11 protein-coding genes and 2 pseudogenes are annotated in these 12,774 nt (G+C 61.8%); 9 read left to right on the top strand and 4 right to left on the bottom strand.

Annotation, left to right across the window (positions count from 1 at the left end; all coding sequences use genetic code 11):
• Nucleotide 1 precedes the first annotated feature (1 nt).
• On the top strand, nucleotides 2-541 hold the full coding sequence (locus NKI17_RS11765; protein WP_023675516.1) for an NADH-quinone oxidoreductase subunit B family protein: 540 nt from the start codon (nucleotides 2-4) through the stop codon (nucleotides 539-541).
• On the opposite strand, the gene NKI17_RS11760 is transcribed toward NKI17_RS11765, so the two are convergent.
• From NKI17_RS11760 to NKI17_RS11750, 3 genes and pseudogenes are all read right to left on the bottom strand, one after another.
• On the bottom strand, nucleotides 542-1,108 hold the full coding sequence (locus NKI17_RS11760; protein ID WP_352754954.1) for a hypothetical protein: 567 nt from the start codon (nucleotides 1,106-1,108) through the stop codon (nucleotides 542-544).
• 198 nt (nucleotides 1,109-1,306) lie between these two features.
• Nucleotides 1,307-1,561 (bottom strand): annotated as a pseudogene (locus tag NKI17_RS11755) (FAD-dependent oxidoreductase); the annotation flags it as partial.
• Nucleotides 1,562-1,658: 97 nt separating this feature from the next.
• Nucleotides 1,659-2,990, bottom strand: a complete 1,332-nt coding sequence (locus NKI17_RS11750; protein ID WP_352568060.1) for a PQQ-dependent sugar dehydrogenase — start codon at nucleotides 2,988-2,990, stop codon at nucleotides 1,659-1,661.
• 398 nt (nucleotides 2,991-3,388) lie between these two features.
• Here NKI17_RS11750 and NKI17_RS11745 point away from each other — a divergent pair.
• A pseudogene (locus tag NKI17_RS11745) lies at nucleotides 3,389-4,330 on the top strand (DMT family transporter); the annotation flags it as partial.
• A gap of 86 nt (nucleotides 4,331-4,416) precedes the next feature.
• Here NKI17_RS11745 and NKI17_RS11740 read toward each other — a convergent pair.
• Nucleotides 4,417-5,613: an ROK family transcriptional regulator gene (locus NKI17_RS11740; RefSeq protein ID WP_352448122.1), complete on the bottom strand. Its 1,197-nt coding sequence runs from the start codon at nucleotides 5,611-5,613 to the stop codon at nucleotides 4,417-4,419.
• A 143-nt stretch (nucleotides 5,614-5,756) separates the two neighbouring features.
• On the opposite strand from NKI17_RS11740, the gene NKI17_RS11735 reads away from it, so the two are divergent.
• The 7 genes from NKI17_RS11735 to NKI17_RS11705 are packed head-to-tail and all read left to right on the top strand — an operon-like array spanning nucleotide 5,757 to nucleotide 12,647.
• Nucleotides 5,757-7,022: an ABC transporter substrate-binding protein gene (locus tag NKI17_RS11735; RefSeq protein WP_023675509.1), complete on the top strand. Its 1,266-nt coding sequence runs from the start codon at nucleotides 5,757-5,759 to the stop codon at nucleotides 7,020-7,022.
• A 57-nt stretch (nucleotides 7,023-7,079) separates the two neighbouring features.
• Nucleotides 7,080-8,018, top strand: coding sequence for a carbohydrate ABC transporter permease (locus NKI17_RS11730; RefSeq protein WP_352586669.1), 939 nt, complete (start codon nucleotides 7,080-7,082; stop codon nucleotides 8,016-8,018).
• Nucleotides 8,011-8,913, top strand: a complete 903-nt coding sequence (locus NKI17_RS11725) for a carbohydrate ABC transporter permease (protein WP_292660005.1) — start codon at nucleotides 8,011-8,013, stop codon at nucleotides 8,911-8,913. The genes NKI17_RS11730 and NKI17_RS11725 overlap by 8 nt, the downstream gene beginning before the upstream one ends.
• A 10-nt stretch (nucleotides 8,914-8,923) precedes the next feature.
• Nucleotides 8,924-10,021, top strand: coding sequence for an ABC transporter ATP-binding protein (locus NKI17_RS11720; RefSeq protein WP_352454145.1), 1,098 nt, complete (start codon nucleotides 8,924-8,926; stop codon nucleotides 10,019-10,021).
• Nucleotides 10,022-10,025: 4 nt separating this feature from the next.
• Nucleotides 10,026-10,799: an SDR family NAD(P)-dependent oxidoreductase gene (locus tag NKI17_RS11715; protein WP_352454144.1), complete on the top strand. Its 774-nt coding sequence runs from the start codon at nucleotides 10,026-10,028 to the stop codon at nucleotides 10,797-10,799.
• A gap of 37 nt (nucleotides 10,800-10,836) precedes the next feature.
• Entirely contained in the window at nucleotides 10,837-11,838 is a 1,002-nt protein-coding gene (locus NKI17_RS11710; protein WP_352448127.1) for a sugar phosphate isomerase/epimerase family protein, read from the top strand.
• The gene (locus NKI17_RS11705; protein WP_352448128.1) at nucleotides 11,835-12,647 is read left to right on the top strand and encodes an SDR family NAD(P)-dependent oxidoreductase; all 813 of its coding nucleotides are present in this window, start codon (nucleotides 11,835-11,837) and stop codon (nucleotides 12,645-12,647) included. Before NKI17_RS11710 ends, NKI17_RS11705 begins: the two co-directional genes overlap by 4 nt.
• Nucleotides 12,648-12,774: the final 127 nt, after the last annotated feature.

Raw genomic sequence — 12,774 nt, 5'->3', positions numbered from 1 at the left:
CATGCGCAAGCTTCTTTTTGAAAGCCTGATACGCCCCCCTCTCACCGAGCGTCCGCCGTTGGCAAGCAGCACGGCAGTCGACGAACTCGCACGCGCGCTCGATGGGGCTGCTCACAAACGATTGGGGCGAAGCCTGTCGATCCGGGCGGTCGATGCCGGTTCCTGCAACGGCTGCGAACTTGAGATGCACGCGCTGAACAACGCCTTCTATGACATCGAGCGTTTTGGGATCCGGTTCGTCGCATCACCGCGCCATGCCGATGTACTGCTCGTCACCGGGCCGGTCACAAAAAACATGCGCGAGGCATTGAAGCTGACCTACGACGCAACACCCAACCCAAAATGGGTGGTCGCACTGGGAGATTGCGCAGGCAATGGCGGCTGTTTCGCCGGCAGCTATGCGGTGGTGCGCGGAGTGTCCGAGGCCTTGCCTGTCGATCTGCACATTCCAGGTTGTCCGCCGCCGCCAATCGAAATTCTGAAAGGCCTGCTCGCCTTGCTTGAGGGCGTGAATTCCAAGACTGGTGCTGCCCGAAGGTGACTATGTAGAGGCTTTGCCAAGGTTGGCCTTGTCGCTGCATAGATCCAACCAATGCGTAGCCGTGAGTTTAAGGGCATCAGCCAACCTCTGTCCCAAAACTGGAAGGCGCTCGGCGGCGAGAACGGCTAAAACGCCTGCTTTTTCGCCGGCAGCCCAGCGCTTTCGATCGAAGGGGAACCCGTTCCCTAGTCCGAAATGGTTACTTGCGCTGCAGCTAATGTAGTTACAATCTTGTGCAGTCGGAAGCTGCATGGGCCGGCCAGGCGCGAATACCGCCTTCGCCGGCGTCTCAAAGCAGCCGACCACACGTTTGCGGTGCTCTAAGGGGGAATCAATGAGATTGACGATTGTTTGCGCGGCAATTGTGATGGCCGTATCCACCGCCGCCGTTGCGCACGAGAAAAAGAGAGTGGTCAGTACAGAAGTAACGTCGGCCTGCGCCGACCTGTCGGGCAGCACGATCAAGAAAAACAGGGAAACAAAATTGGATAGCAGTTCAACCGGAACTGTCTCCAGCGCGATTTCGAAAGACAAATCGGAGCCGCGCCTGGGATATGAAACGGTCAATCCTGCAATCATATCGATCTATTAGCTGAGGAAATAGCAGGCAGGTCTATCGGCGCTCAGGCTTCGGGAGCAGGGCATGGACCGACTCGCGGCCATTGCCTACGGAACATATTCAAGATCGATCAAGTCGGACGCCGCCGCGAAATCAGCCGTTAATCGCTTGGTGGCGGCGCTCGGCCTCATTGCGCATGCCTGCGCTCAATGTTTGATGCGGTCACGCATTGCGTACCAAAGCATGCCGAGCACATAGAGCGGGCCGCGCAGCGCCGTGCCGCCGGGGAACGGCAGCGGGCTTAGGGTCGAAAACAGATCGAGCCGCGAAGCATCACCGGTGATCGCCTCAGCGAGCAGCTTGCCCGACAGCGTCGACAGGATCACCCCCTTGCCCGAATAGCCATGCGCAAAATAGACGTCGCCATAGCGACCGACATGCGGCAGGCGCGATGTCGTCACCTGGCATTTGCATCGAAATCGCAGCCGAATGCAGCCATATCGGGCGTGGCGCTGTAGCCGAAGGCTGTGAGGTCGGAATCAGAAAGGCCACCTGCGCTCAACGGCCATTCGCTCGGCGGACCCGCCAGATGACATTACCGACGTCGTCGGCGACGAGCAGTGCGCCAGTCTGATCGATAGCGACGCCGACCGGCCGGCCCATCGCCTCGCCATTACGCCCGATGAAGCCAGTGAGCACATCTTCCGGAGGACCGCTCGGTTTGCCACCATGGAACGGCACGAAGATGACCTTGTAGCCGCTGTGCACGCTTCTATTCCACGAGCCGTGCTGGCCGACGAAGGCGCCGTTGCCGTAGGCCGAACCGAGCCGCGCGCCTTTGGAGAAGGTCAGTCCCAGCGAGGCGGTATGAGAGCCCAGGGCGTAATCGGGCTTGATCGCTGCCGCCACGAGATCGGGGCGCTGCGGCTTGGCACGTTCGTCGACGTTCTGTCCGTAGTAGCTGTAGGGCCAGCCGTAGAAAGCGCCGTCACGAACCGAGGTCATGTAATCCGGCACAAGGTCGTCGCCGATCTCGTCACGCTCGTTCACGGCGACCCAAAGCTGGCCAGTCTCAGGATTCCAGGAGAGCCCGTTCGGGTTGCGCAGGCCCGAGGCGAAGACCCGAGTGCGGCGGGTAGACCGATCCACTTCAAGGACAGCAGCGCGGTTCTTCTCCGCGGCTATGCCGTTTTCTCCAACGTTGCTGTTGGAACCAACGGTGACATAGAGCTTGCGTCCATCCGGAGTTGCGATCACGTCCTTGGTCCAATGATGGTTGAGGTCCCCGGCCGGCAAGTCGATGATCTTTTCCGGCGACGTGCTGACTCGGGTCTGGCCATTGGAGTAGGGGAAAGCGACGAGCGCGTCGGTATTCGCGACAAAGAGTTTGCCTTTGGACAGCGTCATGCCGAAGGGCGAATTGAGGCCTTCCGCGAACGTCGTGCGCACATCCGCAATGCCGTCGCCATCGGTGTCGCGCAGGAGCGTGATGCGGTTGGCGCTTTTGGTCGCGGCGCCAGCCCGCTTCATAGCTAGGTCCATGAAGACCTTTCTAAGACTGAAGCCTTCGTCATGCTTGGCAGGGGCATTGGTTTCAGCAACCAGCACATCGCCGTTCGGAAGCACATGTAGCCAGCGCGGATGGTCGAGGCCGGTGGCGAAGGCGTTCACTGTCAGCCCCTTCGCCGGGGTCGGCATACCTTCTTTCTGCCAGCCTTTCGCCTCGGCGATGTTAACAGTCGGGATCAGCGTCGGTCTTGGTTTCGGTAAAGTGGGGTTGGGGCCATAGCCGGATATTGCCCCGGTTTTTTGCGCCGGAATGCCAGCGCAGCTTGCCATGACGGTGCCCAACACCGCTACGAGTACGCTTCCTGGGAAGCCGGCATGCATCGGACGTCCTCCGCATGGATTTGTGTCGCGCTCTTTGTGCAAACGGAAGTCAGTGGCTTATTCTTCCAATTGCTTCGAAACAGCGGCGCTCGTAATCCGAGGGCCAGGAATTCGCGACAGATCTGCGCTCGGTAGAAATATGGCGCGAGAAGATTGTGGCAACCGCGCGAATATCTGTCGCGCAATATAAATCTCACATTTGTATCGCGCGAAATCGGTACGGCTTGCGCTTTTCGGTATCGAGTTGCTCATGGGCCAACATGCGTTCGAATGGAAGGAGACCGTGAACGGCGGGACCCACAATGACCCACCGATTGCACCAGCTGGTGAAACAGCTGTTGTTGCTGCTTAGCAAGACGCCGCAAATCTGCTAAAGTCTGCGGTGGGAGGAGACGGATATCCAATCGCTGCCGATAGCACATCCAAGTGTAGCGAAGGCGACACCCGGCGCATCACTTCCGCTCGCCTATTCCCTCGCGACGCTCTGCTGGCTCCTGTCGGCCGGCGTCTATATCGCCGCCAAGTGGGTTGCCCCCGAGATGCCGCCTTGGGCGCTCTGCTTCTGGCGGCTGACGCTCGCGTGCGCGATCCTGCTGCCTATCGTCCATCGTCATCACGGGGCGATGCTCGTGCTGATCCAATCCCGGGTGATCGAGGTGCTGGTCATCGGCACTATCGGGCTAACCTTGTGTCAGGGCATGATCTACACGGGCCTCAACTACACCAACGCGACAACCGCCGGCATCATCATGGCGCTGTCGCCGATCATGACCATGGTGCTTGCCCGCTTCGTGCTCGGCGAGCCCCTCGGTATCTGGAAAGCGCTTGGAGCGCTGGTCGCTCTGGCCGGGATGGTGGTGATCGTGGCGCGCGGCGACCTTGCCGCGCTGATGCAGCTGCAGTTCAATCCCGGCGAGTTGTGGATCGTCGGCAGCGCGTTTTGTTGGGGCCTCTACACCGTGCTGCTGCGTCGCGCCAAATTCGCTATCGAGCTTCTGCCGATGGTGGTCCTGCTGCTGGGAGCCGGCGCGCTGGCCGCACTGCCCTTCTATCTCTGGGAATTGTTTTCCGGGGATCGTTCGGCGCTGCATGCGAACGGCCTTCTGGCTCTCGCCTATGTTGCCGGCCCCGGCGGCGCTCTGATGTACTATCTCTACAACCGTAGCGTCGAGACGCTTGGTGCGGGGCGCGCCAGCATGCTGCTCTATCTCCAGACCGCCTTCGTCGCCGTTCTCGCTTATCTGGTCCTTGGCGAAAGCTTGCACGACTACGATCTCGCCGGCGCCGCCTTTATCATCGCCGGCCTGCTGCTCGCCACCGCGATCAAGCCGAGGCAGCGCACGGTGCGTGTCGCGTACGCAAACATCAGTTCCGCTGCTTCGGCGAGCAGCTCGCAAAATCAGAGCGCCACCCGAAGCAAGCCGGGTCACTGAAGCCGGCTGTTGTGGCGCAGCACGAGGCCGACCGCGCCGAGCAATGCATCGTTCTCCGTGTGCTTGCCAACGATTATCCGCGTGCGCAGCGCAGGCGCCACATCGCGGGACTTGATGAGCGTGTGGCGTTCATATGATGCGATCAGTGGCGCCAGGAGAATGTCGCCCGCCAAGGCCATGCGGCCGCTGATGATGATGAGCGGCGGATTGAGAACCGAACCGATCAGGCCAAGGCCACGGCCGGCGAACTCGGCGGTGTCCTCGATCATCCGCAGCGCCCTCACGTCGCCCTCCTCGGCCATCATGATCACGTCGTCCATCGTGACCGGCCGCCGCACGATGCGCGAAATCTGCTCGAGCGGTCCGGCAAAGCTGGCATAGAGCTCCAGGCATCCTCGATTGCCGCACCGGCAAAGGTCGCCGCCGGGATCGATGCTAATGTGCCCGAATTCGCCGGCGCCGCCGGCGATGCCGCTCACCAGCCGACCGTGCTGGACAATGGCCCCGCCGACGCCCAGATCGACCTTGAACAGCACGAAATCGTCCTGGCCGACGGCAGCACCCCACATCAGCTCGGCAATGGCCGAGCAGTTGCTCTCATTGTCGGCGAAGATCGGCTGTTCAAGGACCGGCCCGAACACATCGCGGATGTTGACCCCGGCCCAGGTCGGAACGATACTCGCGCGCAGCACCACTCCTTCGCGGCTGACTGGGCCCGAGACGGAGACCCCAACCCCCAGGAGCCCCGCCATCGGCAGACCGTTCTCTTCGTAGCATCGGGCAATTACTGACTTGGCGAGCTGGGCCGCCTGTTGCGGCTGGTAGTCCAGACCCATGGGGATAGTTTGTTCGGCAACGAAAGAATGCGAGACGTCAGCGACGACACACCGCATCTCGTCGAGGCCCAGATGGATGCCGACGCAGGTGCCCGCAGCGGGATTGAGCGTCAATGTCGTGGCAGGCCTGCCGATACCCCTCGCCGCGTCATGATGGGCCGAGGATTCGATCACCATCCCAGATTTTCTCAAGCCGTTGAGCGCGGTTGAAACCGTCGACCGCGCCAAACCGGTAATGCGGGTAATTTGCGACGCAGAAAGCACGCCGCGCTCGCGCAAGCATCGGACGATCAGGCTCTCCGGCGACGCGGACGGCCTGTCGATCAGCCAATTTCTAAGCGAAGGTTTGTTCATGATGGGCACAAAGCACGTTGACTGATAGCCCAAATATGTCATCTTGGAAAGAACGGAGATTACTGAATCTCGCCGGCCACGACCTCAAATCGCGGGCCACAAGCGGTCGATACGAACCGTGCATCACATATGGGAGTGAAACGATGAAATACCTGAGGACGGCCTTTGCGGCCGCTACCGCCTTCACCTTGATTACCGGAACAGCCCTCGCGGAGCCGAAGACCAACCTCTTGCATCAATGGGCCACCGGATCGGACGCCCAGGCTATCGCCAAGCTCGGCGAGATGTTTACCGCCAAGGGTGGCACCTGGCAGCAGACCTCCATCGCAGGCCATACGGCCAATACCCTGGCCAAACTGCGTGCTGATGTGATCGCCGGCAACGCACCTCCCGCTGTGCAGCTCAAAGGCCCCGAGATCGCCGAATGGAACGAGACGGGCATGACAGCCAATCTCGACGACCTGGCGAAGGCGGAAAATTGGGAGAAGGTCGTCGCTCCCGAATTGCTGCCGGTGATGAAGCCGACCGGGAATTGGGTGGCCGCGCCGATGAACATCCACCGCATCAACTGGCTGTGGGCATCGCCGAAGGTCATGAAGGACGCGGGCGTCACCGAGATGCCGAAGACATGGGCGGAATTCAACGCCGCCTGCGACAAGATCGTGGCCAGCGGCAAGATCTGCATTTCGCACTCGACCGCCGACTGGACCGACTCGACCGTCTTCGAAGTGGTCGTGTACGGTCAGGACCTCGATCTCTACAAGAAAGCTTTCGTCGAGGGCGACGTCGATGCCATGCGCAGCGACGGCATGGTCAAGGCCTTCGAGCAGTTTCGCACCATGACCTCGAAGTACATGGACCCCGGCATGAACGGGCGTGACTGGGATACCATGTCGCATCTCGTCGGCCGCGGCGAGGCCGCCTTCCACATCATGGGCGACTGGACGATCGGCCTGCTGACGGCCGGCGGCTTCAAGGAGGGCACCGACTATGTCTGCGCCCAGGCGCCGACCGATTGGGGCAAGCCCGGTTTCATCTTGAATTCAGACTCGGTCGTGTTCTTCAAGCAGAAGGATCCGGACTATATCGAGGGACAGAAGCTGCTTGCCAGCATCATCCTGTCGCCCGAATTCCAGACCATTTTCAATCAGACCAAAGGGTCCATTCCGGCCCGCCTCGACGTCGATCTTTCGAACGGCTTCAATCCCTGCCAGCAGCTCTCGCAAAAGGATCTGCAAGCCTCGATCGCCGCCGGCACGCTCGTGCGTTCGATGGCGCACAACATGACGGTTCCGCAAAAGGTCCGCGGCGCAATAATGGATAGCATCACGGAGTTTGTAGCAACGCCGGATATGAGTGCGCAGGACGCGGCCAATGCGATGGCGGATGCGGCCGAAGCGCAGAAGTGACGCTGCCGATGATGGCCGGGGGCGAAGCTCCCGGCCAGACCTCGCCGGAGCAGCCCGATGTCCACCCATGATCTGATTGTACCAGCCGCAGCTGCCGCGGCCCCTCCGTGGCGCGAGCGCCTGGGCACGATGGTGCCCATTCTGGTGCTGGCGCCGTCGATAGCGGCGAGTTTCATCTATGTTTTCGTCTTCACGCTCTGGACGCTCTACATCTCGCTGTCCAATTCGTCGCTGTTGCCGACCTATGGGTTCGTCGGCCTGGACAATTACGCTTCGCTCTGGGCAAACCGGCGCTGGAACATCGCCTATACCAATCTCTTCCTGTTCAGCGGCTTCTATATCGTTGGCTCGATGGCCGTTGGCCTGCTGCTCGCGATCGCGATCGACCAGCGCGTCCGCGGCGAGGCGGTTTGGCGCACCATCTTTCTCTACCCGTTGGCGGTGTCCTTCATCGTCACCGGTACGGTGTGGAGTTGGCTCTATAATCCTGTCGACGGTATCCAGGCCTTCGTTCGCGGGCTTGGCTGGACCGACTTCAGCTTCGCCCTGACGGCCAACCGCAACACTGCGATCTATGCGGTGATCATAACCGGTATCTGGCAGTCGTCCGGCTTCGCAATGGCACTTTTCCTGGCCGGTCTGCGGTCGGTCGATCCGGATCTCGTCAAAGCCGCGCAAATCGACGGCGCGTCGGTTTTCCGGACCTATCGGAGGGTCATCCTGCCAACCATCGCTCCGATATTCCTGGCGGTGGCGGTCATTCAGATACAATTCGCCATCAAGACCTTCGACCTGGTGGCGGCGTTGACGCGAGGCGGCCCAGGTGTGTCCACCACCTTCCCCGCCATCTATGTCTACGACCTGATGTTCCAGCGCGGCCAAATCGGCGAGGGTGCCGCCGCGGCGATGATGATGCTCGCGGCGGTCGCGGTGGTGCTGGTGCCGTACTCCTTGTGGATCGTCTGGCGCCGGCGGGCGGAGGGCCGCAATGGCTGAAATTGCCCCTAATGCCCGTTTTGATCCGGAAGAAGCCGCTGCCACGCGCCGGCATTTCTGGAGTCGCTTCCTTGTCTATGCCGTGCTGACGCTTTTCGCGGTCGTCTATCTCGTGCCATTGCTGGTGGTGATCTTCAACTCATTGCGCGAGCAGTCGGAGATTGCCCGCAACGGCCTCATCTCCGTACCGCGCAGCTTCCGGTTCGATGCGTGGGCGCAGGCCTGGGGATCCTACTGCGTCAGCGGTACCTGCGAGGGCATGAAGCGCAATTTCTTCAACTCGCTGGCGATGACGATCCCCGCCACCATCATCTCGACCATTCTCGGCGCCATGAACGGCTACATCCTCTCCAAATGGCGCTTCAGGGGTTCCGAACTGATCTTCAATCTGATGCTGCTCGGCGTATTCATGCCCGGCCAGATTTCGTTGATGCCGTGGGCGTTCCTGCTCGGCAAGCTCGGCCTGACCAATTCCACATACGGGCTGGTGTTGATCCACGTCGTCCAGGGCATCTCGTTCACCACCCTGTTCTGCCGCAATTTCTACGTCAGCATACCGGACGACCTGATCAAGGCGGCACGCATCGACGGCGCCGGCTTCTGGCGGATCTTCCGCAAGATCATCCTGCCCCTGTCGCCGCCGATTCTGATTGTCACCGTCATCTGGCAGTTCACCGGCATCTGGAACGAGTATTTGTTCGGCGTCGTCTTCACATCGGGCCAGCAGCAGCCGATTACGGCGGCGTTGGTCGCGCTCACGGCCGGCGGCACGACCGCGCGTGCTTACGATGTGATGAGCGCAGCCGTGCTGATCGGCGCGTTGCCTCCGCTGCTGATCTATCTGTTTGGTGGAAAATACTTCGTGCGCGGCCTCACCCAGGGCGCCATAAAATGAGGCGTCGCCGATGTCCGCGTTGATGATCCGCAACCTTCACAAGAGCTACGGCTCGCTCGAGATTCTTGCCGGCATCGATCTCGAGGCTAAGACCGGAGAATTCGTCGCCCTTGTCGGCCCGTCGGGTTGCGGCAAGTCAACCTTGCTCGCCATGATCGCCGGACTGGAAACCGTCACGTCGGGCGAGATATGGATCGGCGACCGGCTGGTGAACTCGGTGCAACCCAAGGACCGCGATATTGCGATGGTGTTCCAGTCATACGCCCTCTATCCCACCATGACGGTGCGCCAGAACATCACCTTCGGCATGGAGAGCCGCGGCGTGCCAAAAGCGGCGCAGGCGGAAGCTGTCCAGCGGGTTGCCGCACTCCTGCAGATCGAACAGCTGCTTAAACGCAAGCCCGGCCAGCTCTCGGGGGGCCAGCGGCAGCGCGTTGCGATGGGGCGTGCCCTCGTGCGCGACCCGAAGCTGTTTTTGTTCGACGAGCCCTTGTCCAACCTCGACGCCAAGCTGCGCGTCGACATGCGTACCGAAATCAAGAAGCTTCACCATCGCGTCGGCAAGACCACGGTGTATGTCACCCACGATCAGGTCGAGGCGATGACGCTTGCATCCCGCATTGCGGTGATGAACCAGGGCTCGGTACAGCAGTTCGACACGCCGAAGCGGATCTACGACCGGCCGACCAACATGTTCGTTGCCGGTTTCATGGGATCGCCGGCGATGAATTTCATTCCCGCCCGGCTTACGGGCTCGACCAGCATCTCGGTACGCGCCGCTGACGGCAGCGACGCCAGCCTCGCCCTTGCCGCGCCGATGCCCGCCGGTGCGCCACAGGACGTCGTGCTCGGTATCCGGCCGGAACACATCTACCGTTTCACGACCGATCTGAAGTCGCGCAAACCTGCTGTGGCGTCCATGCAGGCGCCGGTCGAATTGGTCGAGCCTACCGGGGCCGAGACGCTTGCCGTGCTCAGGCTGGGTGACCTGGAGATCACCGGCCGTTTCGAGCCGGATGACGCTCCCGTCATGGGCGAGACGATAACGCTCGGCATCGACATGTCGCGTGCCTGTCTGTTCGATCCAACAACCAAGGCGCTTCTGTAGTTTGATGTCCGTACAATTCGCGACTTATCCGAGCTTGACCGATCGGGTCGTGCTGATCTCCGGCGGCGCCTCCGGCATTGGCGCCGATATGGTCCGCGCCTTCGTGGCGAACGGCGCCCGGATAGCCTTTCTCGATGTGCAGGACGAACCAGCGGAGGCGTTGGTGCGCGAGCTCGCTGGTGCCGCCGGGCAGGCTCCGTTATATCTCCATTGCGATGTGACCGACGTCGATGCGCTAAAGGCGTCGGTAGCAGGCGTGCGCGCGCGGCTTGGTCCGGTCGCCGTCCTGGTGAATAACGCAGCCAATGATCAGCGCCATCCCATCGACGCGGTAACGGCCGACTATTGGGACCGCAGCTTCGACGTCAATCTGAGGCATCACTTCTTCGCCGCGCAGGCAGTGCATCCGCATATGAAGGAACTCGGCTTCGGCTCGATCATAAACTTCTCCTCCATTGCCTGGCGGTTCGGAGCGGACCAGATGGTGGCCTATGCCACCGCCAAGGGGGCCGTGGTGGCGCTGACGCGTGCGTTGGCGCGGTCGTTCGGACCGGATAACATCCGCGTCAATGCGATCGAACCCGGCGCCGTCATGACCGAGCGGCAGCGCGAGCTGTGGTTCAAGACGCAGGAGGCAGTCGACCAGACGGTGCAGCGGCAATTGATTCGCCGCGTCCTGCTGGGCGAGGAGATTGCACGCACCGTGCTCTTCCTGGCGGCCGACGACAGCCGCATGATCACCAAACAGTCCATAACCGTCGATGCCGGTCTGCGCTAGTGACGCCTCTCCGCTCTCCATTGGAACCGCCAAGCTGATGTTTCGTCTCGGCCTCAACCCTTACGGACTGACCTACTATCTCGGCCTGCAGGGCCGCGGCACGCCGCGGCACAATCCGGACGGCGTGGGGCTGGAAGGCTTCATCACGCTGGCGCAGGAACTGGGCGCACGCACGCTCGAGATCTACGAACCCTGGTTGACCGACTTGACTGACGCCGAAATCGTCGCCCTGCGCAGGCGTCTTGCCGCGCTGGACATCGTCCCGGTGGTGAGCGGCGGACTTCTAGTGGCAGGTCCGCTGGACAACGCCTTTCGGGCTGCGCGCCTGCTCGAGGCGACGACGATCCGTATCGCACTGACGCCTGTCCTGTGCGGCGACCGCAATGCGTGGGGTCCGAAATGGAGCGAGTTCAACGCAACGATTCGCGCTGCCTTGACGGAATGGGGGCCGCGTGCGGCGGCCGAGGGACGCGTGCTCGGCATCGAGAACCATCAGGACTTCGGCAGCGACGAACTGGTTGCGTTCTGCGAACTCGGCGGGCCGGGTGTCGGCATCACCTACGACACCGGCAACACCTTTCCTGTCGGCGAGGCGCCGCTTGCCTTCACGCGCCGGATCGCGCCCCATGTCCGCCACGTTCACCTCAAGGACTATCGCGTCCAGTTCACGGATGAGGGCTACCGCCTGGTCCGCTGCGCGATCGGCGACGGCGCCGTGCCTTTCGCCGAACTGGCAGCCATCCTTGGCGAGCACCACGACACGCTGACGGCGGTGCTTGAGCCCGGCGCGCTGGAGGCCCGTCACGTTCGCTGTCTCACCGACGACTGGTGGAACGGATATGCGCCGAAGACCGCCCGCGAATTCGCGGCCTGCCTGAGTGCTGCGCGCCTGAACCGCCTTGCGGACGACGCCGACTACCGCACGCCATGGGAGCGCGATGATGACGGTGCGCTCGTTTCGTACGAGCTCGACATGATCCGGCGCAGCGCCGCCAACATGATGAAATTCGATTTCATTGCAATGGAGAAATCAGCATGACTGCCCGAGAACTCAGCGGCCTGACCGCCTTCGTCACCGGCTCGGGACGCGGCCTCGGCCGCGTGATGGCCGACCGCTTGGCCGAACTTGGCGCAAACGTCGCGGTCCACGACCTCGATTGGGCCCGGCCATCTCAATATGGCGAATTCGCGGACCTCGGCGACTCTGCCAGGGGCTTGGAGAAGCATGGGACGCGCATCACCGCGGTCACCGGCAACATCGGCGACAAGCAAGCTGTCGCGGAAATGAAGAGGAAGATCGAGGCGGAGCTCGGCGACGTGCACGTCTTGGTAAACTGCGCCGGCGGCGACATCGGCGCCAAGGGCGTCAAGCCCAATCCCAACAACGCACTGGACATCGACTACGAAGACATCAAGGTTCTAACCGAGAACAACCTCATCGGCACGATGCTGGTCTGCCAGGCGTTCGTTCCGCCGATGGTCAAGCGTGGCTCAGGCTCGGTGATCAACATCGCCTCGGCGGCAGCGCATATCGGATGCTCGCCCGAGGTGGTCTACTCGACGCTCAAGGCGGCTGTCGTCCATTATACGCGCTGCCTCGCCAAGGAACTGATCGACGATGGCGTACGCGTCAATGCGGTGAGCCCCGGCGCCACCAAGACGGCACGGTTCCAGGCGAGCCGTGTGGTCGATCCGCAGCGCATGGATTCGAGCAAGAAATCGCTGAACCGGTATGCGGAGCCTGAAGAGATCGCCGAAGCGGTGGCCTTCCTCGCCGGTCCGCGCGCGCGCTTCATCAACGGGCAGGTAATCCGCGTCGATGGCGGTTTCACGATCTTTCCAGGTTAGGCCGCGATCGTCCATACCGGGTACCGGAAGCAACTTCGCCATCGCGCGCTGTAGATAGCTCCGCCCGAGTTCGGCCAGAACTATGCACTGCATTACAGTCGGAGCTTGACAAAAACTGCGGTATAGC

Origin of the sequence: Mesorhizobium sp. M0816, assembly GCF_040320005.1 — a bacterium.
GTDB lineage: Bacteria > Pseudomonadota > Alphaproteobacteria > Rhizobiales > Rhizobiaceae > Mesorhizobium.
This window is presented reverse-complemented; position numbering and strand designations above follow the sequence as displayed.

Coding starts and splice junctions, on each gene's coding strand:
- NKI17_RS11765 (WP_023675516.1), top strand. CDS start 2: ATGCGCAAGCTTCTTTTTGAAAGCCTGATACGCCCCCCTCTCACCGAG.
- NKI17_RS11750 (WP_352568060.1), bottom strand. CDS start 2,990: ATGCATGCCGGCTTCCCAGGAAGCGTACTCGTAGCGGTGTTGGGCACC.
- NKI17_RS11740 (WP_352448122.1), bottom strand. CDS start 5,613: ATGAACAAACCTTCGCTTAGAAATTGGCTGATCGACAGGCCGTCCGCG.
- NKI17_RS11735 (WP_023675509.1), top strand. CDS start 5,757: ATGAAATACCTGAGGACGGCCTTTGCGGCCGCTACCGCCTTCACCTTG.
- NKI17_RS11730 (WP_352586669.1), top strand. CDS start 7,080: ATGTCCACCCATGATCTGATTGTACCAGCCGCAGCTGCCGCGGCCCCT.
- NKI17_RS11725 (WP_292660005.1), top strand. CDS start 8,011: ATGGCTGAAATTGCCCCTAATGCCCGTTTTGATCCGGAAGAAGCCGCT.
- NKI17_RS11720 (WP_352454145.1), top strand. CDS start 8,924: ATGTCCGCGTTGATGATCCGCAACCTTCACAAGAGCTACGGCTCGCTC.
- NKI17_RS11715 (WP_352454144.1), top strand. CDS start 10,026: ATGTCCGTACAATTCGCGACTTATCCGAGCTTGACCGATCGGGTCGTG.
- NKI17_RS11710 (WP_352448127.1), top strand. CDS start 10,837: ATGTTTCGTCTCGGCCTCAACCCTTACGGACTGACCTACTATCTCGGC.
- NKI17_RS11705 (WP_352448128.1), top strand. CDS start 11,835: ATGACTGCCCGAGAACTCAGCGGCCTGACCGCCTTCGTCACCGGCTCG.